Consider the following 21759-nt stretch of genomic DNA (forward strand, 5'->3'; position numbering starts at 1 on the left):
CGTCTAAGGTACTTCACTTCTAGTGAGCACTTGATTTCATTGTGCTTGTGACCGAAGTCACTATGCACTCGCATCAAGCGCCCACACTTATCGGTTGTTTAATTGTTAAAGAGCGGTACTGCTAAATTCTGCACTACTTACTGCATCTTCTGCTTTCTTCGGCGATTTCGCTTTCGCGTCGATCGCTGTGTCAGCAGCAGAGAAACGAGATTATGAAGAAGTTTTTATCGTTTGTCAAGTCAGCGTCGTTTGATTCACTTCGCTTTCTTGCCTACGACCTCTTCAGGTCTCACCAGGCTCGCACCCGGCTTTCTCTTTAGCAGCTATCGAAATATCAGGGTTAACCCTAAGTTTTCGGTAACTGCCAAGCCTGAAACTATAACACAACTTTTGCAGATCATGCAACCGGCTTTTGCCTAATTTGCATCCTATCTTGCAACCCTGCCGCACCGGTGAATCACTTCACTTTCACAGCAGCTCCGGATCACTCCAGAGGTTGGTTACCGCCCAGTCAGCTTGCAACGCCTTTCAGACCACCCTACCGGGTAAACCCTGATTTGCCGTCACCAGCCAAGCCCAAGACTATAGCACAATTTTTGCAGGTTATGCAACTGGCTTCTGCCTGATTTGCACCACCTCTTGCAAAATTCGCTGACTGCCGGTTCGAGAGAATCATTGCTGACCCACCGCCTTGCTGCCCTGCGGCAGATCCGTTCGCCGTAGCGTTCAGATCCGTTGCACTTGCCTGGCCTCGCTGCTCAAAACTGCTTGAACTGCGAAGGAGCGAGACTATAGCACAGAATTTCCGGCTGTCACACGCCGGACGCAAAAAGACTGATGAATTTCGCAGGCCGCCAGCGTGGGGGCATCCGCGGGCCGTCCCTGCCCTGCCCGCGCACTTGCCCAACGCCGCGTCTCTCTATATAGATAGAGCATTGTGTGCTCCCATGCCACTGGCGCAGTCGTCTCTATCCATATGGGGTTATCGAACTGCCTCATATCTATATAGATAGGCCGTCTCGCCAGACGGGCGCCGCGCCGCTTGCCCGGCGCGCCGGTACGTTTACTATTCGCCTTGCGCCGCACAGCCCTTACCTCGGAGAAGATGCCCCCATGCCCCCAACCATCGCGTTGAGCGAAGATATCCTGATCAACGTCACGCCCTTCGAGACCCGCGTCGCGCTGGTCGAGCAGGGATCGGTGCAGGAGCTGCACGTCGAGCGCAGCATCCAGCGCGGGCACGTCGGCAATATCTATCTGGGGCGAGTGGTCCGGGTGCTGCCGGGGATGCAGAGCGCCTTCATCGACATCGGCCTGGAGCGCGCCGCCTTCATCCATATCGCGGATCTGCGCGAGAACCGCGGGGAGCGCAGCCAGGGCCTGACGCCCACGCCGATCGAAAAGCTGCTGTTCGAGGGGCAGACCATCATGGTCCAGGTGGTCAAGGACCCCCTGGGCACCAAGGGCGCGCGACTGTCGACCCAGATCAGCATGGCCGGCCGCATGCTGGTCTACCTGCCGCATGACCCGCACATCGGGATTTCGCAGAAGATCGACTCGGAGTCCGAGCGCACCCAGTTGCGCGAGCGGCTGCAGGCGCTGATGCCGAGCGAAGAGAAAGGCGGCTTCATCGTGCGCACCCAGGCCGAGGGCGCCAATGACGAGGAACTGGCCGCCGACCTGGAATACCTGCGCAAGCTGTGGACCAGCGTGCAGGCCTCGGCCCGCACCCAGCCGGCCCCGGCGCTGCTGCACCAGGACCTGACGCTGGCGCAGCGGGTGCTGCGCGACATGGTGGGACCATCGACCGGCAGCATCCTGGTCGATTCCCGCACCACCACGGCGGCGATGCTGGAGTGGGCCCGCATCTATACGCCGTCGGTGGTCGACCGCATTCAGCACTACAGCGGCGAGCGCCCCCTGTTCGATACCGCCAACGTCGACGAGGAAATCGCGCGGGCGCTGTCGCGCCGCGTCGACCTGAAGTCGGGCGGCTACCTGATCATCGACCAGACCGAGGCGCTGACCACGGTCGACGTCAACACCGGCGGCTTCGTCGGCGGGCGCAACTTCGACGACACCATCTTCAAGACCAACCTGGAGGCGGCCCAAGCCATCGCGCGCCAGCTGCGGCTGCGCAACCTGGGCGGGATCGTGATCCTGGACTTCATCGACATGGAGGAACAGGAGCACCGCGAGACCGTGCTGGCCGAGCTGAAGAAGGCGCTGGCGCGTGACCGCACCCGCATGACGGTCAATGGCTTCACCCAGCTGGGCCTGGTGGAGATGACGCGCAAGCGCACCCGCGACTCGCTCGCGCACCAGCTGTGCGAGCCCTGCCCCATGTGCGAGTCGCGCGGCAACGTGCGCACGCCGCGCACGGTCTGCTACGAGATCCTGCGCGAGATCCTGCGCGAGGCGCGCCAGTTCAATCCCAAGGAATTCCGCATCCTGGCGTCGCAGGACGTGGTCGATCTGTTCCTGGAAGAGGAAAGCCAGCACCTGGCGATGCTGGGCGACTTCGTCGGCAAGCGGGTATCGCTGGAAGTCGAGAGCACGTATTCCCAGGAAAAGTACGACATCATCCTAGTTTGAGGCTCGACGCCTTGCCGGCCTTCGGGCCGGTGACGCACTATCCGTGATACCGGAAAGCCGCGACAGCGGCTTTTCTTCTTTGGGCGCGGGCCGCCCCCTGCTCTCTCGCCACTTACCAGTTGCAGCGCAAACTTTCACGTCAATGTGTGTGAATTTTGTATCGCCGCGATTCGATTGCAATCAAGTTTGAAACCGGTGGCGACCAGGATGACGACCCGATAAGCTCGCCACCGGCTGGCAGGCCCCGGGGTTGAGGGGCCGTGCCATTTCCCATGTTTTCCGGAGAATCACGCAATGAAAACCCTATTCCGTCCGTTCCTGCTGCTGGCCCTGGCCCTGCCGCTGGTGCTGGCCGCCTGCGGCAGCAAAGAGCCCGAACAGCGCGCCGCGTTCACGCAGTTCCTGCAAACCCGCATCGTCGACAAGCCCGGCGTGCGCGTGCCGAAGCTGACGGAAGAAGAGAAGAAGTCGTTCGGCGACTACGCCGCGCAGTACGCCGTGATCACCGACTTCAACGCCGCCATGGACGCGTCCGTGAAGCCGATGGGCAACCTGATGCAGAAGGGCGCCGTGCGCTCGCTGAACGATGTGATCGCGCGCCGCGACGACATCAAGACGGTCCAGACCGCGCTCAAGGACATGGGCGAGGCCCTGACCAAGGAACAGGCCAAGGCGGATGCCGCCCGCGCGCAGCTCAAGCAGCCCGATGACCTGAAGGTGGTCTACGACAAGGCCTACGCCAAGACCGTCACGGTGCCGGCCGACACGTTCCGCGAAGTGCTGCCGCAGATCAGCGGCACGCTGGACAGCAGCCTGAAGCTGGCCGAGTACGTGGAAGCGCACAAGGCGCAGATCGACCTGTCCGGCCCGATGCCGAAGGTGCAGGATCCGACGGTGCTGGCCGAGCTGAACAAGCTGCTGCAGGACCTGACCGCCCAGGCGCAGAAGGTGCAACAGGCGCAGACCCGCCTGCAGGCCGTGATGCTGGGCGGCTGATCACACGCGCCCCAGGTTTGACGGGACGGCCTCGAAAGGGGCCGTCCTTTTTTTGCGTCGCACCCATCCGCGGCGTCGCGCGGCCTTCACGCATCCGCCACCATGACCCGGTTGCGGCCGGCCTCCTTGGCGCGATAGACGGCGGCATCGGCGGCCTCCACCAGCGCGGCGACATCGTCGCCCGGCTGTGGCTGCAAGGTGGCCACGCCGATGCTGACGGTGACGATGCCGCCCTCGTTGTCTTCATGCGGCGCCCCCAGGCCGGCCACGGCCTGGCGGATGCTCTCGGCGATGACGCGGGCGCGCTCGCGGGTCGTGTCGGGCAGCAAGGCGACGAATTCCTCGCCGCCGTAGCGCGCCGCCAGGTCGCGCGGCCGCCGGGCCTTGCCGCGCACCGTGAGCGCCAGAAGCTTGAGCAGCTCGTCACCTTCCTGGTGACCGTAGCGGTCGTTGTAGCGCTTGAAGTGGTCGGCATCGAGGAACAACAGCGACAGCGGCTGGCCATCGCGCATGGCGCTGGCCCATTCGCGCGCCAGCGCCTCGTCGAAGGTGCGGCGGTTGGCGATGCCGGTCAGGCCGTCGGTCTGGGCTTCTTTCTCGAGCCGGCTCTCGACCTCCAGACGCAGGCGGGTCTCGCGCCGGTACAGCACGATCTGCGCCATCACCGAGGCGAACAGCGCCAGCGTGATGGGGATGATCAGCATGGCGCGCCGCACCCAGGGTTCGAGGACTTCGTCGACCGCCATCGCCACGTCGATCACCAGCGGCGTGCCCGGCACGCTCTCGAAGGTATAGAGCCGGTCGACGCCGTCGGGCGCCAGCACGCCGACGAAGACGCCTTCGCGGCGGATCAGGAATTGCTGGAAATCCAGTTCCTGCCCGATGTCGGCGCCCACGTCGGCGGACGAATACGGCGTGCGCGCGAGGACCGCGCCATCGTTGCGGAAGATGGATTGGACAGCCGCCGGCTGATGCCGATGCTCTCGTCGCCGCCGCGCAGGCGGCTGAGGTAGGGACGGCTGAGGTACATGCCCGCGTCGGGATGATCGCGGTGGATCTGGAAGAAATCGCGGTCGGCGAAGTTGACCGTGACAGGCTCGGTGCTTTGCGAGTCGTAGCGGACGTTGCCGTCGCGATCCAGGATGAGGATGGTGCCCAGGTATTCGGCGCTCGCGGCGCGGTCGAACAGGAAGCGGTGCAGCGTGCCGCGCGGCAGCGACTCGATATCGGGTTCGTGCAGGCGCTCGACGACGCCTTGCAGCGACAGGTCGTAGACGCGGATGGTGCGGCCGATGTCGGCGGCCAGCACTTCGGTGAGATTGCGGGCGGAGACGTAGGCCTGGTTCCAGGTCGTGCGCCGGTCCATCCACAGCAGCGCGACCGCCGCGGCGCAGATGCCGACCGCGATCAGCCCCGCCAGGGCATACAGACTTCGGTGCAGTAACCCGTGGGACTTCAATACGGCGCTCCTTCGCTGTCGCGGTAGGGGTCGTGCCATCTTTACCGGTCATAATGCCGCAAGGCCATACGGGCAGGCAAGATGGCGCCAGTGGCGCCGCGCCCGCCCTTCCCATTTAACGAAGCTATGAACATCCAGGACAGGATTTACAGCGTACCCACCCTGCGGTTCACGCGGTGGCTGGTCGACCCCGGCCGCAACGTGCCGCCGGATATCCGCGTGGCGCTGGTGGGCGGCCTGTTCGGATCCCTTCCGATCTTCTTTGGCGGCATCATCAATACCTTGCTGGTGGCGGCGCTGATCACGCTGCGGCGACCCGAGCCGCCGTTCCTGCTGTGGCTGACGATGGAATCGCTGATCTGCGCCACCCGCATCGTGGTGCTGGTGGCGGCGCGGCGCTCGGCGCTTGCCCACCGGCCGACCCCGACCGACCTGTACGTGGTGTTGGCGCTGTTCTGGGCCGGCAGCGTGGGCTACGGCACCTTCATCAGCCTGACCAGCGGCGACTGGATCGCGGCGACGCTGGCCTGCCTGTCGGCCGCCTCGATGGTCGGCGGCATTTGCGTGCGCAATTTCGGCGCGCCGCGGTTGTCGGCGGCAATGGTGGCGCTGAGCGTGGGCCCCTGCGCGCTGGCGGCCCTGTTCACCCAGGAGCCGATTTTCTGGCTGGTGCTGGTGCAGGTGCCGCTCTACATGACTTCGATGTCGATGGCCTCGTACCGGCTGAACGGCATGCTGGTGTCGACCATGCTGGCCGAGCGGGAGAACGAGCGCCAGGCGCGGCAGGATTCGCTGACCGGGTTGCTGAACCGCTACGGCCTGCTGCGCGCGCTGGACCAGGCGGTGGGCCGGGCCAGCCAGGACAAGGCGGAGTTCGCGGTGCTGTACCTGGACCTGGACGGCTTCAAGTCGGTCAACGATACCTATGGCCATGGCGCCGGCGACACGTTGCTCAAGCAGGTGTCCGAACGCCTGCAGGCGCTCAAGCCGCCGGGCGCCGAGGCCGGCCGGATCGGCGGTGATGAGTTCGTGCTGTTGATGCGGCTGGACGGCAATGAGGATATCCGGCGGTTTTCCGACCGGATCATCGACAGCGTCAGGCAACCCTATGACTTGCAGCAGGCCATGCCGGTCTATATCGGCGGCAGCATCGGCATCGCGCTGATCCCGCGCCACGGCGCCGACACGGCCGCGGTGCTGCATGCGGCGGACCAGGCGTTGTATCTGGCCAAGTCCGCCGGCAAGAGCCGGGCGGCGATGGCCCAGCTCTGACCACCCGGCGAGCGGAGCGCGCGCCCAAGGCCACGCGCCCGCGCCGGCCGTCAGGATGCCGTGGCGGCGATCCGGAAGGGAAAGGCCTTGGCGCCGCGCGCCTTGTCGGTTTCGCGGTGGGCGTTGATGGCCCAGGCCGGGCCGGCCCCGCGCGTCGACTGGGCTAGTTGGCGCATCGCGCCGGCGGAAAATCCGCAGTGCAGGGTCATGGCTTGCCGCCGCGCAAGCTCAAGCCCGACAGCGTGCGGGGTCGTGGAAATCCGATCGGATTGCAGCATGGCAGGCCCCTGGCAGAGGCGCTTCGGAAGTGAAGCGCCGATGGAGACCAATCTACCTCAGCCGCTCAGGCTTGCGCGTGAAATGAAGCGTAAAGTAATGAAAAGACGCTGTAATACATCATCCAAAAGACCTGTCATACGCCGGTCATGCCGGCGCACCAGGCTCGGCGTGGCTGTCCGGCGCCACGGTTTCCCGGTCGGCCTGGTCGTTGCGGCCGTCGGCCGGACCGGTCATGTTGCCGTACAGCAGCGAGCGGCCGGCGAACAGCCCCCCCGCCACTTCCAGCGCGAACCGGTCGGTGTCGCGCTTGCGCACGTCCGCCAGGACCTCGGCGGCTTCATCCGGCGGCACGCCGATGACGCGTAGCGCCGCCTCGCCGAACACCAGGGCGGATTCCAGGGTCTCGCGCACCTGATAGTCGACCCCTTCCCTGGCCAGCGCCAGGGAATGGATGCGGTCATAGGCCCGCACCACCAGTTGCACCAGCGGGAATTCGGCCTTGATCAGCTTGACCATGTGATTGACCGACTGCGGATTGTCGATGCAGATCAGGATGACCTTGGCGGTTTCGGCGCCCGCGGTGCGCAGCATGTCGATACGGGTTCCGTCCCCGTAATACACTTTGACGCCCCACTTGGCGGCGGCGCGGATGGCGTCGGTGTCGGTATCCAGGATCGATACCTTGATGTCGCGCGCCAGCATCGCCTGGGTCACGATCTGGCCGAAGCGGCCGAAACCGACGATCAGCGCGCAGCCGTCCAGGTCCTGGGCGACATCCACGCCCTCCATCGACGGCACCGGCCTGGGCAGCAGCCAGCGCAGCGCCAGCACGCACAGCGGCGTCAGCGCCATGGAGATGATGACCACCGCGATCAGCACGGCGGCCAGGTGCGCATCGAAGATGCCGGCGGCCGCGGCGGCGCCATACAGCACGAAGGCGAATTCGCCGCCCTGCGCCAGCAGCGCCGCGCGGGTCAGCGCCTCGGCATGGCTGGCGCGCAGCAGGCGGGCGACCAGGTAGACGCCCACCGACTTGACCACCATGAACACCACCACGCCGGCCAGGATCAGCTGCCATTCGCGGGCCACGGCGGCCAGGTCCAGCGACATGCCCACGCCCAGGAAGAACAGGCCCAGCAGGATGCCGCGGAAGGGTTCGACCTCGGCTTCCAGCTGATGGCGGAAGGTGGATTCGGACAGCAGCACCCCGGCCAGGAACGCGCCCATGGCCATGGACAACCCGCCCAGTTCCATCAACAGCGCCGCCCCCAGCACCACCAGCAGGGCCGCGGCCGTCATGACTTCGCGCGCATGCGCGGCGGCCAGCAGCCGGAACAGCGGATTGAGCAGCCAGCGCCCGGCCGCCAGCAGCGCCAGCACGCAACCGAGGGCGATGGCCGACTGCAGCCAGGGATCGCCATGCTCGCTGGCGCCGGCCGGCGCCAGCAGCGCCACCAGGGCCAGCAGCGGCACGATGGCCAGATCTTCGAGCAGCAGGATAGAAACGATGCGCTGGCCCTGGGCGCTGGCGGTCTCGTCGCGCTCGGTCAGGATCTGCATGACGATGGCGGTGGACGACAGCACGAAGCCCATCGCCGCCATGAAGGCGGCCGGGCCCGACAGGCCGGCGGCCAGGCCGACCGCGGTCAGCAACGCGCCACAGGCCAGCACCTGGGCCACGCCCAGCCCGAAGATCTCGCCGCGCAGCTTCCACAGCCGCGACGGCTGCATTTCCAGGCCGATGATGAAGAGGAACATCACCACGCCGAGTTCGGCGACGTGCAGGATGGATCGGGGATCGGAGAACCAGCCGATGCCGAACGGGCCGATGGCCAGCCCGGCGGCCAGGTAGCCCAGGACGGAGCCCAGGCCCAGGCGCTTGAACAGGGGCACCGCCACCACCGCGGCCCCCAGCAGAACGACGACGTTGACGAGCTGGTTGCCTTCGGCGGGCAGGGACATGGGCGGCTCCTGGGTGGCGGCCTGGCACCGCGCGGGATCAGTCTTCGCGGAACTGCATCTTGTAGAGCGAGGCGTACAGGCCATTGGCGGCCAGCAGCTCGGGATGCGCGCCCTGCTCGACGATCTTGCCGGCGTCGAGCACGATGATGCGGTCGGCGTTCTGCACGGTCGACAGGCGGTGCGCGATGACCAGCGTGGTGCGGCCCTTCATGAGGCGCTCGAGCGAGGACTGGACCTGGCGTTCGGATTCGTTGTCGAGCGCGGAGGTGGCTTCGTCGAGGATCAGGATGGGCGCGTTCTTGATCAGGGCGCGGGCGATCGCCAGGCGCTGGCGCTGGCCGCCGGACAGGCGGGCGGCGTTCTCGCCAACGGGGGTGTTGATGCCCTGCGGCAGGCCTTCGACGAATTCCAGCAGGTTGGCGGCGGCCAGGGCGTCGCGCACCTGCTGCTCGCTGGCCTGGCCGAGCGCGCCATAGCCGACGTTGGCGGCGATGGTGTCGTCGAACAGCACCACGTCCTGGCTGACCAGCGACAGGTGCGAGCGCAGACTGCGCAGCTTCAGGTCGTTGATCGGCACGTCGTCGACCATGATGGCGCCGCTGTCGGCCAGGACGAAGCGCGGCAGCATGTTGACCAGCGTGGTCTTGCCGCTGCCGGAACGGCCCACCAGGGCCACGGTCTGGCCGGGTTCGACGATGAACGACACGTCGTTGACGGTGTCGCGGTCGGCGTCGGAAAAGCGGTGGGTGACGTTGCGGAATTCAACCTTGCCGCGCACCGGTTCGGGCAGCTCGCGCGTGCCGTCGTCGCCCTCGGGGACCTGGTCGATCAGCGTGAACACGCTTTCGGCGGACACCAGCATCTTCTGCATGCGGGCGGCCAGATTGGTCAGGCGCTTGATCGGGTCGAAGATCTGGGCCAGCGCCGCCATGAAGGAGGCGAAGCTGCCGACGGTGAGCGCGCCGTTGTTGGCCTGGCTCAGGGCCACGGCGATGACCGCGCCCACCGAGATCGAGATGCAGACCTGCGTCAGCGGCGTCAGGGCCGCGTCGGCGGTGGCCGTGCGCATCGCGAAACGACGCAGGCGGGTGCTGACGAAATCGAAACGGCCGCGCTCGACCTCGTAGCCGTCGAACAGCTTGATGACGCGCTGGCCGTCGATGCCTTCGCTGACCACGCGGGTCAGTTCGGCGTTCATGTTGACGGTTTCGCGGTTGATGCGGCGCAGGCGGCTGATGAAGCTGCGGGCGATCAGCACCGAGACCGGCAGCATGATCAGGATGATCAGGGTCAACACCCACGACATGTACAGCAGCACGCAGATCAGGGCGATGACCACCAGGGTTTCGCGCACCAGCACCGTGATGACGTCGGTGGCATAACCGGTGACGTTGCCGGCGTCGATGGTGAAGCGGTTCAGCAACCGGCCGGTGTCGCCGCGCTTGAAGTCGGCGTCGGGCAGGCCCAGCAGGCGCTCGAACATGTCGCGCCGCATGCCCAGCAGCACGTTGTTGGCCACCCACGCCAGCAGGTAGTCACTGAAGAAGTTGCAGACGCCACGCACGAAGATCAGGCCCACCACCGCCAGCGGCAGCGCCCAGACATAATAGGGTTTGGCGCCCGAGAAGCCTTCGTCCAGCAACGGCTTCATAATGACGGCCAGCGTGGGCTGCGTGGCCGCGGCGCCGGCCATCAGCAGGATCGCCAGCACCAACCCCTTCCAGTAGGAACCGACCCGGCTGTAGATACGGTTCCAGAGCTCGGCTTTGACGGGCTGGGAGCCCGCAGGCGCGTTGCGTGCGGCAGAATTCAATGGAATCACTCGCTTTTATACAATTGTGCCCCGGATTGTACTGGCTACGCGTTGCCGCGCGGGGCCGGGCGTCCCCTTTTCAGCCCCTACCGCGCCGTGCGCCTGTCCATGTCCGAAATCAGTTGCCTTTACGTCCGTCTGCCCAACTGGGTGGGTGATGTCTGCATGAGCCTGCCCAGCCTGCGCACCCTGCAGGCCACCGGCCTGCCCCTGGTGATCTGCGCCCGCCCCTGGGCCCGGGACCTGTTGGATGGCATCGAGAAACGGGAGTTCCTGCCGATGCTGGGCAAAGTGGGGCCGGATCGTGCCAAGGTCAGCGCGCACCGCCGCTCGCTGGGGGCCGAAGGCCGCCGCGCCCGCGGGTTGCTGTTGCCGGACTCGCTATCGAGCGCGCTGGTGTTCCGGCTGGCGGGACTGCCGTCGGCCGGCTACCGCGACGACGGCCGCAGCTTCCTGCTGCGCTGGCCGGTGGCCAAGCCGGACGCCGGGCTGCACGCGGTGCAGTCCTGGCACCACCTGACCCGCGAGGCGCTGGCCCGCTGGGGGCTGCCGACCGGCCCCGCCGAACCGGGCCCGACGCTCGACCTGCCGCTGACGCCGGGCCACCAGCAAACCGCCAGCCTGGCCCTGGAAGCGGCCGGCCTGGCCGGCCAGCGCTTCGTCCTGATCGCCCCCACCGCGACCGGGCTGCACAAAGGCAGGATCAAGGTATGGCCGGGATTCGATACACTTACCCGCACGCTGCAAGCCCGGGGCCATACCGTGGTAATGTGCCCCCCTCCGGCGGAAACCGAGGAAGCCCGGCGCAATGCGCCGACGGCGCAGTTGCTGCCCCCGCTGCCGCTGGGCGCGTTCGCCGCGCTGACGGCGCGCGCGGCGTTGGTGATTTGCAACGACTCCGGGGTCTCGCACGTGGCCGCCGCGGCAGGCGCCCGCGAGTTGACGCTGTTCGGCGTCACCCGCCCCGGCCGCACCGGCCCGTGGTCGCCCCGCGCGGTATGTGTCGGTTCGGAAACGGCCTGGCCATCCATCGAGGAGGTGGAACGGCAGGCTGGCCAGTTACTGGACGGCGCGCAGTAAACGCTTAGTTTTGAAATGACCATCATGTCCACCTACCTCACGAATCTGATCATCCCCTACAACCTGTGCCTGACCCTGGTGGTGATCGGCCTGGTGCTCGGCCTGTTCCGGCTGCGCAAGACCGGTGGCGCCCTGATCGTTGCCGGCCTGCTGTGGGCGCTGGCCTGGTCGCTGCCGGCCACCTCGCTGTGGCTGGGCGGCGCGCTGGAAAGCCGCTATCCGCACCTGCCGCCGACCGAATCGCCGACGGCCGACGCCATCGTGGTGCTGGGCGGCAACACCGCCAACGGGCGCGCCAACTGGTTCCTGCCTTACGACAAGGACACCGCGGTGGTACGCGTGGACACCGCCGCGCAGCTGTACCTGGCCGGCCGCGCCCCCAAGGTGGTGCTGTCCGGCGGCGCCCTGGAAGGCGACATCAGCGAGGCCCGCGGCATGGCCCATGCGATCCGCCAGCAGGGCGTGCCGGAATCGGCCCTGATCCTGGAAAACGCCAGCCGTACCACCTACGAGAACGCGGCCCTGACCGAAGACCAGCTCAAGACGCGCGGCATCGGCAAGGTGCTGCTGGTGACCTCGGCGTTGCACATGCCGCGCGCCATGGCGGCCTTCTCCAAGCAGGGCGTGGTCGCCATCGCCGCCCCCGCGCCGCCGCAGATCGTGGCGCCAACCGACGGTTCGCTCAACCGCTGGCTGCCCGACCAGCGCACCTTCGACGCCAGCCGCTCGATCATCAAGGAATACGCCGGCCTGTTCGTGTACTGGCTGCGCGGGTGGGTCTGAGCATGGCGACGGCGCTGGCCTGTCGGCCGGGATGCGGCGCCTGTTGCATCGCGCCGTCGATCACCCGGCCGATTCCGGGGATGCCGCATGGCAAGCCGGCGGGCGTGCCCTGTATCCAGCTGCTGCCGGACATGCGCTGCGCCATCTTCGGCCAGCCGTCACGGCCGGATTTCTGCGGCGGACTGCAGGCCCAGGCCGAAATGTGCGGACCGGATCGGGAATACGCGGTGCGCTGGCTGGGCGAACTCGAACGCGCCACGGCGCCAGCGCACTGAATGCGCAACGGGACCTCGCGGTCCCGTTGTCGTTTCTGGCGCGGGCCTCGCGGCCGCCGTCAGGCGCGCTCGGCCAGCACGGCCTGATACAGGTCCTCGTAGCGCGCCGCCACGGTTTCCCAGCTCTGGGCGCGGGCGATCGCCAGGCCGCGTTCGGACAGCGCCGCGCGCAGCTCGGGCTCGTCGCCCAGGCGTTGCAGGGCCTGCGCCAGCTGGGCGCCGTCGCGCGGGTCCTGCAGGATCAGCGCATCCTTGCCGGCCGACAGGTACTGGGCGAAGCCGCAATAGGCGGGCGAACTGACCACCACCGGCAGGCCGTGCGACATGGCTTCCAGCGGCGCCATGGCGTAGCTGTCGTTGAGCGTGGGATGCGCGTAGATGTCGGCCGCGGCGAAATAGCGGGCGACCTCGGGCGTGGGATCCACCAGGGTGACGCGGCTGGCGACCGCGCCGGCCGCGCGCACGCGGTCGCGGGTGGCCTCGTCGGCGCCCACCACCAGCAGGCGGTACGGCGCCGGCAACAGCGCCAGGGCGTCGAGCAGCGCGGGCAGGCCCTTGCGCAGCGGATTGCGGGCCACCAGCAGGCAGCCGATGGTGGCGTCGTCCCAGCCGAGTTCGGCGCGGGTGGCGGCGCGGGCCGCGGCGGCCTCGGGCGCGGGCAGCTTGACGCCAGGCGCGATGATCTCGACCGGCAACTGCGGGCCGTAGCTGCGGTGCAGCTGGTCCATGATCAGGCCGGACACCGCCACCACGCGCCGCGCGGACGCGCGGCGCACGCGGAACTTCTCCAGCAACAGATAGGTGGCCAGCCGCGGGCTGAGCCAGGCCAGCGCGCGCTTGAGCGGCTTGACCCGGGTCAGGCGGTTGTAGCGCACCGGCGTGACGTGCATGACCTGGATTTCACCGGCCCAGCCGTTCATGTGCGAATGCACGATGTCGTAGCGGCCGCGGGTCAGGCGATCGGCCTTCCAGGCGAAATACAGCACCCGCATCCAGCTGGGCAGCCAGCCGGGGAAACGCACGGGCAGGAAGGGAAACGGCAGGTCGCTGTCGAAGTCGCGCGCCACCACGGAAATGTCGTGGCGTTCGCCCAGCACGCGCATGAGTTCGACGCCGTAGGCCTCGGCGCCGCCGAAACGGTTGCCGAAGCGGTCGACCAGCAGTGCGATACGCAACCGCCGCTCAGCCGCGACCGCGGACGTCTTCATAACGCGTCAGGCATTTCTGCAGGAAACTCAAAATGCCGGTCGACCGCGACACCGTCACCCGCGGCAGGCCGAACGGGTCGTCGCTGGCCTTGGCCAGCCCGCGCTTGGTCAGCGTGGCGTTGTCATAGCCCGCTTCGCGCGCCATGACCAGGTGTTCCGGGCCATGGTCGCCATAGGGATAACAGAAGGCGGTGACGGGCGCGCCCAGCACCTGCTCCAGCGCGTCCTTGGACTCGACCATCTGGCGGCGCGCCTCGTCGGGCGTCATTTCGGGCAGGTGGACGTGGTCCAGGGTGTGCGAGCCGACCTCGTGGCCGGACGCGGCCCATTGGCGCATCTCGTCGACCGTCATCAGCGGCGAGAAGGGAATGCCGATCTTGGCGTCCCAGACATTGCCGCCGTCGAACTGGTTGGCCACCAGGTAGTTGGTGGCGGTGAAGCCCAGCTTGTCCAGCACCGGCATCGCGTTCTGGACCACGTTGCGGTAGCCGTCGTCGAAGGTCAGGCCGAACACCTTGCCGCGGCGCTCGCCGCGCACGTAGGGCATGACGTCGCGCATCGACAGGCCGCGATAGCCCAGGAAGCGCATCCAGCGCATCTGGCGCGCGAAATCGTCCGGGTGCACCGTCAGGCCGCGGAACGGCGTGCCCTTGGGATTGGGCTCGCCGATCTGGTGGTACATGAGAATTGGGATAGACATAGCGCGGATTATAAAGGCTCAGTGTCCGCCCAATGTACGTTGGTAGACGTCGATCGTGGCTTGCGCGAAACGCGCCAGGTTGAAGTCGCGCTCGGCGGTCTGGCGGGCGTTCCGCCCCATCTCCCGCACCTGCGCGGGGTCATCCAGCATGAGACGCAGACGCGCGGTCATGGCGGCCACGTCGCGCACCGGCACGATCCAGCCGTCGACGCCGTCGGTCACGTTCTCGGGCAGGCCGCCGGCGTCGGTCACCAGCGCCGGCAGACCCAGGCCCATGATCTCGCGGCAGGCGAACGACAGCGCCTCGCGGTACGAAAGCACGAAGCCGGCGTGGCACGAGGCCAGCGCCGCCCGCACGTCGTCGAGCAGGCCGGGGAAGCGTACCTGGTCGATCATGCCGAGTTCGCGCACGCGATCGAGCTTGGCCTCGGACGGCGGGTCGCCGGCCACCAGCAGCAGCACGCGCTCGCGGTCGCCCGGCGGCAGCGCCGCCACGGCGGCCACCAGGTCGAGCCAGCCCTTGTCGTAGTCGGTGCCGCCGGCGCTGCCCAGCAGCAACTTGCCCTGCCATTGCGGGCCGAAGAAGATCTCGCGCAGCTTATCCAGGCTGTCGGGCGGCGGCGGCGCGAAAAAGCGCGTATCGATGCCGTGACGGATCGTGGTGATCGGCCGCTTGCGATAGGGGGAATCGGCCAGCAGGCGATGGATGTAGTCGCTGACGGCGATGCTGTGGTCGGTGGCCAGCGCGACGCGTAGCTTGTGGCCGAAGCTGGTGACCGGGTGGTCGTTGTGTTTGGTGAACACGATGCGCGGACGGTGCGCCATCGCCAACGTGGCCAGCATGACCTGCTTGTGGTCTGCCGAGCCGTTGGCGTGGATGATGTCGAAGCGGCCGCCCTTGATCAGGCGGCGCAACCGGGCACGGTCCTTGAACCAGGACGACGGCCGCGTGGTGTAGCGCATGTCGACCACCGTGACGCCCGGGACCGCCTTGGCGTAGCGATACAGGCGGCTGGTGGCGGGCGCGGCGACCGTGATCTGGTGCTCCGCGGCCAGGGCGCGCGCCAGGTTGATGATGTAGGTGACGTGCCCACCGCCGTTGCCGGCGTGGAAGTTGGTGTAGAGGATTTTCACTTGTTTTTATCAACCAGGAACATCAGCTTCGAATAACGGAAGAAGCTGCCCGCGGCGGCCGTCACCGCCAGCACCAGGCCATGGCGGCCGTCGAGAAAGCCGCGCCGGATCAGATAGATGCGCACGAAGGTCCAGAAGCTGTGGCCGAGCGCACCGAACACGGAGGTACGGCGGCCCTTGGCGTGCATCATCGCGGCGGCGTCGGACGAGTAGCGGTTGATCTTGGTGATCAGCGCATCCAGGTTGTCGTACGGGTAATGCTGGAAGTGGCCGGCGAGCCGCAGCGGCGCCTGGCCGCTGGCCGGCACCACCCGCTCGTGCACCACCACGTCGTTGAAACGCGCCGTGCCGCGCTTGAACAGGCGCAGCACGTAATCGGGCCACCAGCCGCTGTGGCGGATGTCGCGGCCGCAGAAATTCGACAGGCGGGCGATCTCGTAGGCCGCGCCGCGCGGCGCGGCGATGGTGTCCTGGATCTCGCGGGCCAGCTCGGGCGTGACGCGCTCGTCGGCGTCGATCGACAGCACCCAGTCGCCGGTGGCCAGGTCCAGCGCACGGTTCTTCTGCGGACCGAAACCAGGCCAGTCGGCCGTCACCTCGACCCGCGCCCCCAGGGCGCGCGCCAGTTCCACCGTGCCGTCGGTGCTGCCCGAATCCACCACGATGAACTCGTCGGCGAAGGCGACCGACTTGAGGCAGTCGGCGATGTTGGCCGCTTCGTTCTTGGTGATGACTATGACTGATAACTTCATCCGCGATTCCTAAGACGCTTTTTCCAGGCCTTCCAGGCGAGATAGCGCGGCCCCCAGAAGGGATCGCGCGACAGCCAGATGCGCCGGTTCAACCAGGTGCCGCCCTGGTTGCGCACCGCGAAGCGGTAGATGTGCGCGGGATCTGCGCCGGGCGTGTTCTGGCCGAACGGGTCGGTCGTGTAGAGGTGGCGAAAGCCCGCCTGGCGGGCGGCGGCCACGTAGTCGGCATCGAAATAGCCCTGCGGCCAGCAGAGGTGGTCGCTGGCCTGCCCCAGCCGGCGCGTCAGCGTCTCGCGCGAATCGGCCAGTTCCTGGACGATGTGGGCGCGCCTGGCCTCGGTATCGGCGCCACAGACCTTGTCCCAGCGGGTGTGGGTATGGGTGTGCGAATGGAATTCGAAGGTGCCGGCGGCCTGCATGGCCTCGATCTCGCTCCAGCGCAACATGGCGTCGTCGCTGCGGCCCTCGGCCACCAGCTTCTTGCAGGCATCGTGGTCGGGCGTGGCCGGCAGCGGCAGGTCCTGCCCGGCGTGCGCGCGCACGGGTCCGTCGCCGATCCAGCCGGTGATGGTGAACAGCACGGCGCGCATGCCGTGGCGCGCCAGCACTGGATGGGCATGGACCCAGTTGTCGAGATAGCCGTCGTCGAAGGTGATCAGCACCGAGCGCTCGGGCGCCGGCGCGCCGGCCAGGTAGGCGGCGAACTGGTCGGTCGACAGCGACTGGTAGCCGGCGCGCGCCAGGCGCGCGATCTGGGCCTCGAACACGTCCGGCGTGGCGGCGATCATGCCGCCGGCCGGCGTGACGTGGTGGTACATCAGCACCGGGACATTGGGCGCGCTCATCCGCGCCGCTCCGCCAGCCAGCGGGTGTAGACGGCCTCGGTGGTCTCGGCCAGGCGGGCGGGCGAGAACACGCCCTCTTCCCAGACCATCTTGCGGCCGGCCTCGCCCATGCGGTGACGCAGCGCGGCGTCGTCGATCAGCGTCTCGAGCGCGGCGGTGAGCGCGACCGGGTCCCTGGGCGGCATCAGGATGCCGGTTTCGCCGTTGCGGAACATCTCGGACACGCCGCCGACGTCGGTACCGATGACCGGCAGGCCGCTGGCCTGGGCCTCGACGTAGACGGTGCCGGAAGCTTCCTGCTGGGTCGCCAGCGCGAACAGGTCGCAGCCGGCCAACAGGTTGGGCACGTCGCGGCGCATACCCATCAAGTGGATGCGATCGGCCAAGCCACGTTCGGCCACGTAGGCCTGGGTCTGCTCGAACACCGGCGAACCGCCGCCCACGAATACCAGGTGCAGCTTGGGCCGGGTAGCCATCAGCGGCGCGATGGCGTCGATCAGGTCCTTGTGGCCCTTGGTGGCGCGCATCACGGCGACACAGCCGACCACCAGGTCGTCCGGCGCCAGCCCGAGTTCCTCGCGCAGGGTCGAATGCTCTACCGGCGGCGGCAGCACGATGGGCGAATAGACGGTGGCGACGCGATCGGCCGGCACGCCGCGCGCGATCAGGTGCTCGCGCACATGGTCGCTGACGGTGGTGACGCGATGCGGCAGGCGCGTGTACGACCAAAGCCAGCCGACCCTGTTGGACAGGTGGCGGGTGCGCACGATCAGCGGCGTGCCCGCCAGGCGGCCGGCGGCCGCGGCGATCACGGTGTCGCGCCGGCTATGGGTATTGAGTACGTCGAAGCGGCCTTCGCGCAAGATGCGGCGGATGGCGGCAACGCCCTTCAGGTAGTTGACCGGCCCGTCCATCTCCAGCGCGTGAACCGTGAAGCCGACGTCCGACAGACGCTCGGCCAGCAGCGCGCTCGGCTGGCAGATGGCCTCGAGGTGATGGCCACGCGCTCGCATGGCGTTCATCTCCTTGAAGACACGGCCTTCCTGGCCACCGAAACTGGTGGCGGCCTCCGAGTGGACGATGCGCATCAGTACGTGACCTCCACGCCGTTCGGCTTGGTCCAGGCGTTCAGGTTCTCGAGCAGCGTGTCGGCCATGCGCACGCGCCATTCCTCGCCCAGCCGCACCGTGCACAGGAAATTGTTCCTGGTATAGACGATGTCGACCGGCACGCCGGGGATGCCGTTCTCGGGCTCGGCGCGGAACGGGTTGAGCATCTGGCGCAGGCGCGCGGCGTCGGCGCCGCCATTGAGCTTGACGCGCAGCGACTTGGCGCGCGCCTCGCGCGCCAGCTGCAGGTCATAGAGCTGCTCGGCGACGATGCGCATGCCGCCCGAGTAGTCGTCGTTGCTGACCTTGCCCTGGACGATGACCAGCTGGTCTTCGCGCAGGCGGTTGCGGTGCTTTTCGTAGAGCTCGTTGAACACCGAGATCTCGACCTGCGCGGTGCCGTCGTCCAGCACCGCGAACACCATCTTGCCCCGGCGCGTCATCATGACGCGCACGCTGGCCAGCACCCCGCACATCCATTGCAGGTCGCGCTGCGGCTCGACCCGCGCCAGCTGCATCGGCACGATCTGGCGCACTTCGTCGCGCCAGGCGTCGAACAGGTGGCCGCTGTAGTAGTAGCCCAGCGCCGATTTTTCCTCGGTCAGCTTCTTGTGCAGGTCCCACGGCGCGACCTTGGCCAGCTCGCCAGCCACCACGTCGCTGCTGTCGTCACCGAACAGCGACGACTGGTTGGCGCTGCGGGCGGCCTGCTCGGCCGCTTCCATGGCGGTCGGCACCGAAGCCAGCATGGCGGCGCGGTTGGGTTCGATGGTGTCGAACGCGCCGGCCTTGATCAGGGCCTCGATGGTGCGGCGGTTGACCGCGTGCTTGCTGACGCGGCGGCAGAAGTCGAACAGGTTCTGGAACGGGCCGCCTTCCTTGCGCGCGCGCAGGATGTCCTCGACCGCGCCCTGGCCCGTGCCCTTGACCGCCCCCAGGCCGTAGCGCATGGTGCGCGGCGGCTTGCCCTTTTCGGTGTAGCGGTCGGCCACCGGCTCGAAGCGGTAGCCCGAGAAGTTGACGTCCGGCGGCAGCACCTCGACGCCGTTGTCCTGGGCGTCGCGGCAGAAGATCTGGACCTTGTCCGTGTCGTCCATGTCGGAGGACATGGTGGCGGCCAGGAACTCGGTCGGGTGGTAGGCCTTGAGCCAGGCGGTCTGGTACGAGATCAGCGCGTACGCGGCCGAGTGCGACTTGTTGAAGCCGTAGCCCGCGAACTTCTCCATCAGGTCGAACAGCTTGACGGCGAGGTCCGGGTCGTGGCCCTTTTCCTTGGCGCCCTGCTCGAACAGCTCGCGGTGCTTGGCCATTTCCTCGGGCTTTTTCTTGCCCATGGCGCGGCGCAGCAGGTCGGCGCCGCCCAGCGAGTAGCCGCCGATGATCTGCGAGATCAGCATCACCTGTTCCTGGTAGACGATGACCCCGTAGGTGCTCTTGAGCGTGCTCTCCAGATCGTTGTGGAAGTAGTCCACCGCGGCGCGGCCGTGCTTGCGGTTGACGAAATCGTCCACCATGCCCGATTCCAGCGGCCCCGGACGGTACAGGGCCAGCATGGCGATGATGTCTTCGAAGGTATTGGGCCGCAGCTTCTTGAGCAGTTCCTTCATGCCGCGCGATTCCAGCTGGAACACCGCGGTGGTGTTGGCGTCGCACAGGATCTTGTAGGCGGCCGGATCGTCCAGCGCCAGCGCCATGACGTCGAAGTCGCGCTTGTCCGCGTTGAACTGGCGCACGTAGCGCACCGCCCAGTCCAGGATGGTCAGGTTGCGCAGGCCCAGGAAGTCGAACTTCACCAGGCCGGCGGCTTCGACGTCGTCCTTGTCGAACTGCGAGACGGCGCTGTTCTCCTGCCCCGCCTGGCAATACAGCGGGCAGAAGTCGGTGAGCTTGCCGGGCGCGATCAGCACGCCGCCGGCGTGCATGCCGATGTTGCGGGTCAGGCCTTCGAGCGGCTTGGCCAGGTCGACCAGCGCGCGCACTTCCTCTTCCTGCTCGTAGCGGTCCTTGAAGGCCGGCTCGTCCTTCAGGGTGCGTTCGAGCGTCCACGGATCCATCGGGTTGAACGGGATCAGCTTGGACAGGCCGTCGCAGAACATGTAGGGCATGTCCAGCACCCGGCCGGCGTCACGCACCACGGCCTTGGCGCCCAAGGTACCGAAGGTGGCGATCTGGCTGACGGCGGCGCGGCCGTACTTTTCCTTGACGTAGTCGATGACGCGTTCGCGGTTGTCCTGGCAGAAGTCGATATCGAAGTCGGGCATCGAGACCCGCTCGGGGTTCAGGAAGCGCTCGAACAGCAAGTCGTAGCGGATCGGATCCAGGTCGGTAATGCCCAGCGCGTACGCCACCAGCGAACCGGCGCCCGAGCCCCGGCCCGGGCCGACCGGCACGCCGTTGTTCTTGCCCCAGTTGATGAAGTCCTGCACGATCAGGAAGTAGCCGGGAAAGCCCATCTGGATGATGGTCTTGCACTCCCAGCGCAGGCGCTCGTAGTACTGCTCGCGCTTGGACTCACGCTCGGCGTCGTCCGGGAACAGGAAAGCCATGCGCTTTTCCAGGCCCTCTTCGGACAGCTGCACCAGGTAGTCGTCCAGCGACACGCCGTCGGGCGTGGGGAAGTTGGGCAGGCGCGGCTTGCCCAGCACCAGGCTGAGGTTGCAGCGCTTGGCGATCTCGACCGTGTTGGCCAGCGCCGAGGGCACGTCGGCGAAGCGGCGCGCCATTTCCTCGGAACTGAGCAGGTACTGTTCCTTGGTGAAGCGACGCACGCGGCGCGGGTTCGCCAGGATCTCGCCTTCGGCGATGCAGACGCGGGCCTCGTGCGCCTGGAACTCGTATTCGTCCAGGAACTGCACCGGGTGCGTGGCCACCACCGGCAGGCCGGCCTCGGCCGCCAGGCGCATGGCGGCCTGGGTGTAGGCTTCGTCGCCGTCCATGCCGGCGCGCTGCAGTTCGATGTAGTAGCTGCCCGGGAACAGGTGCGCCCACTGGCGCGCCAGCGCCAGCGCCGACACCGCGTTGCCGGCGTCCAGCGCCTGGCCGACGTCGCCGCCGCGGCCGCCCGACAGCACGATCAGGCCGTCCTGGCCCTGCAGCCATTCACGGCGGATCTCGGCGCGGCCCTTGCCCTGGTTGGTCAGGAACGAGCGCGACAGCAGTTCGCACAGGTTCAGGTAACCCTGGTGGTTGCGCACCAGCAACAGCACGCGGAACGGCTTGGACGGGTCGTCGTCGTTGCTCAGCCAGACGTCGCAACCGGCGATGGGCTTGATGCCCGCGCCGCGCGCGGCCTTGTAGAACTTGATCAGGCCGAACAGGTTCGACAGATCGGTCAGCGCGACGGCGGGCTGGCCCAGCTTGGCGACGCGCTTGATGAGGTCGGGGATGCGCACGAGGCCGTCCACCACCGAGAACTCGGAGTGAACGCGCAGGTGAACAAATGGGGACGGGTTTGTTACGGCTTCGGACATAGGAAGAATTGTACCCAGTCGGACGAT

General features: G+C 67.3%; 18 protein-coding genes and 1 pseudogene. 6 read left to right on the top strand and 13 right to left on the bottom strand.

Features of this window, described 5'->3' with window-relative positions; all coding sequences use genetic code 11:
• Positions 1–1131: 1131 nt before the first annotated feature.
• Both rng and I6I07_RS29225 read left to right on the top strand, forming a co-directional pair.
• Positions 1132–2595: a ribonuclease G gene (rng, locus tag I6I07_RS29220; RefSeq protein ID WP_198487718.1), complete on the top strand. Its 1464-nt coding sequence runs from the start codon at positions 1132–1134 to the stop codon at positions 2593–2595.
• Between the two features lie 294 nt (positions 2596–2889).
• On the top strand, positions 2890–3591 hold the full coding sequence (locus I6I07_RS29225) for a DUF3053 domain-containing protein (RefSeq protein ID WP_198484719.1): 702 nt from the start codon (positions 2890–2892) through the stop codon (positions 3589–3591).
• An 86-nt stretch (positions 3592–3677) separates the two neighbouring features.
• Here I6I07_RS29225 and I6I07_RS31815 read toward each other — a convergent pair whose 3' ends face one another.
• Together I6I07_RS31815 and I6I07_RS31820 are read right to left on the bottom strand one after the other, a co-directional pair.
• Entirely contained in the window at positions 3678–4541 is an 864-nt protein-coding gene (locus I6I07_RS31815) for a GGDEF domain-containing protein (protein WP_420094599.1), read from the bottom strand.
• Complete coding sequence (locus tag I6I07_RS31820; RefSeq protein WP_232625820.1) at positions 4442–5050, bottom strand: hypothetical protein; 609 nt, start codon at positions 5048–5050, stop codon at positions 4442–4444. The genes I6I07_RS31815 and I6I07_RS31820 overlap by 100 nt, the downstream gene beginning before the upstream one ends.
• A 126-nt stretch (positions 5051–5176) precedes the next feature.
• On the opposite strand from I6I07_RS31820, the gene I6I07_RS29235 reads away from it, so the two are divergent.
• Positions 5177–6322, top strand: a complete 1146-nt coding sequence (locus I6I07_RS29235) for a sensor domain-containing diguanylate cyclase (RefSeq protein WP_198484720.1) — start codon at positions 5177–5179, stop codon at positions 6320–6322.
• Between the two features lie 50 nt (positions 6323–6372).
• Here the strand turns inward: I6I07_RS29235 and I6I07_RS29240 are convergent, their stop codons facing one another.
• From I6I07_RS29240 to msbA, 3 genes are all read right to left on the bottom strand, one after another.
• Complete coding sequence (locus tag I6I07_RS29240; RefSeq protein WP_198484721.1) at positions 6373–6600, bottom strand: hypothetical protein; 228 nt, start codon at positions 6598–6600, stop codon at positions 6373–6375.
• 145 nt (positions 6601–6745) lie between these two features.
• Positions 6746–8563, bottom strand: a complete 1818-nt coding sequence (locus tag I6I07_RS29245; protein WP_198484722.1) for a monovalent cation:proton antiporter-2 (CPA2) family protein — start codon at positions 8561–8563, stop codon at positions 6746–6748.
• Positions 8564–8600: 37 nt separating this feature from the next.
• Positions 8601–10376 carry a lipid A export permease/ATP-binding protein MsbA gene (msbA, locus tag I6I07_RS29250; RefSeq protein ID WP_198484723.1) on the bottom strand — a complete coding sequence of 592 codons (1776 nt, stop codon included), beginning with the start codon at positions 10374–10376 and terminating at the stop codon, positions 8601–8603.
• A 108-nt stretch (positions 10377–10484) separates the two neighbouring features.
• On the opposite strand from msbA, the gene I6I07_RS29255 reads away from it, so the two are divergent.
• Genes I6I07_RS29255 through I6I07_RS29265 form a run of 3 tightly spaced genes read left to right on the top strand, consistent with a single transcriptional unit; the run spans position 10485 to position 12514 of the window.
• On the top strand, positions 10485–11456 hold the full coding sequence (locus I6I07_RS29255; RefSeq protein ID WP_198484724.1) for a glycosyltransferase family 9 protein: 972 nt from the start codon (positions 10485–10487) through the stop codon (positions 11454–11456).
• 15 nt (positions 11457–11471) lie between these two features.
• Entirely contained in the window at positions 11472–12239 is a 768-nt protein-coding gene (locus tag I6I07_RS29260) for a YdcF family protein (RefSeq protein ID WP_198484725.1), read from the top strand.
• A 2-nt stretch (positions 12240–12241) separates the two neighbouring features.
• A complete protein-coding gene (locus I6I07_RS29265) occupies positions 12242–12514 on the top strand; it encodes a YkgJ family cysteine cluster protein (protein WP_198484726.1) in 273 nt (90 codons plus the stop codon).
• Positions 12515–12573: 59 nt separating this feature from the next.
• Here I6I07_RS29265 and I6I07_RS29270 read toward each other — a convergent pair whose 3' ends face one another.
• The 8 genes and pseudogenes from I6I07_RS29270 to dnaE form a co-directional block, all read right to left on the bottom strand.
• The gene (locus I6I07_RS29270; RefSeq protein WP_198484727.1) at positions 12574–13722 is read right to left on the bottom strand and encodes a glycosyltransferase family 4 protein; all 1149 of its coding nucleotides are present in this window, start codon (positions 13720–13722) and stop codon (positions 12574–12576) included.
• Entirely contained in the window at positions 13697–14422 is a 726-nt protein-coding gene (locus I6I07_RS29275) for a polysaccharide deacetylase family protein (RefSeq protein ID WP_198484728.1), read from the bottom strand. Before I6I07_RS29275 ends, I6I07_RS29270 begins: the two co-directional genes overlap by 26 nt.
• Positions 14423–14440: 18 nt before the next feature.
• Positions 14441–14980 carry a glycosyltransferase family 4 protein gene (locus I6I07_RS31960; RefSeq protein ID WP_420094600.1) on the bottom strand — a complete coding sequence of 180 codons (540 nt, stop codon included), beginning with the start codon at positions 14978–14980 and terminating at the stop codon, positions 14441–14443.
• A gap of 135 nt (positions 14981–15115) precedes the next feature.
• A pseudogene (locus tag I6I07_RS31965) lies at positions 15116–15556 on the bottom strand (glycosyltransferase); the annotation flags it as partial.
• A complete protein-coding gene (locus I6I07_RS29285; RefSeq protein WP_198484730.1) occupies positions 15553–16308 on the bottom strand; it encodes a glycosyltransferase family 2 protein in 756 nt (251 codons plus the stop codon). The gene I6I07_RS29285 and the pseudogene I6I07_RS31965, both read right to left, overlap by 4 nt.
• Positions 16305–17153, bottom strand: coding sequence for a polysaccharide deacetylase family protein (locus I6I07_RS29290; protein WP_198484731.1), 849 nt, complete (start codon positions 17151–17153; stop codon positions 16305–16307). Before I6I07_RS29290 ends, I6I07_RS29285 begins: the two co-directional genes overlap by 4 nt.
• Entirely contained in the window at positions 17150–18241 is a 1092-nt protein-coding gene (locus I6I07_RS29295; RefSeq protein ID WP_198484732.1) for a glycosyltransferase family 4 protein, read from the bottom strand. The genes I6I07_RS29290 and I6I07_RS29295 overlap by 4 nt, the downstream gene beginning before the upstream one ends.
• Positions 18241–21732, bottom strand: coding sequence for a DNA polymerase III subunit alpha (gene dnaE, locus I6I07_RS29300; RefSeq protein WP_198484733.1), 3492 nt, complete (start codon positions 21730–21732; stop codon positions 18241–18243). The genes I6I07_RS29295 and dnaE overlap by 1 nt, the downstream gene beginning before the upstream one ends.
• Positions 21733–21759: the final 27 nt, after the last annotated feature.

Source organism: Achromobacter deleyi (genome assembly GCF_016127315.1).
Classification (GTDB): Bacteria; Pseudomonadota; Gammaproteobacteria; order Burkholderiales; family Burkholderiaceae_B; genus Achromobacter; species Achromobacter insuavis_A.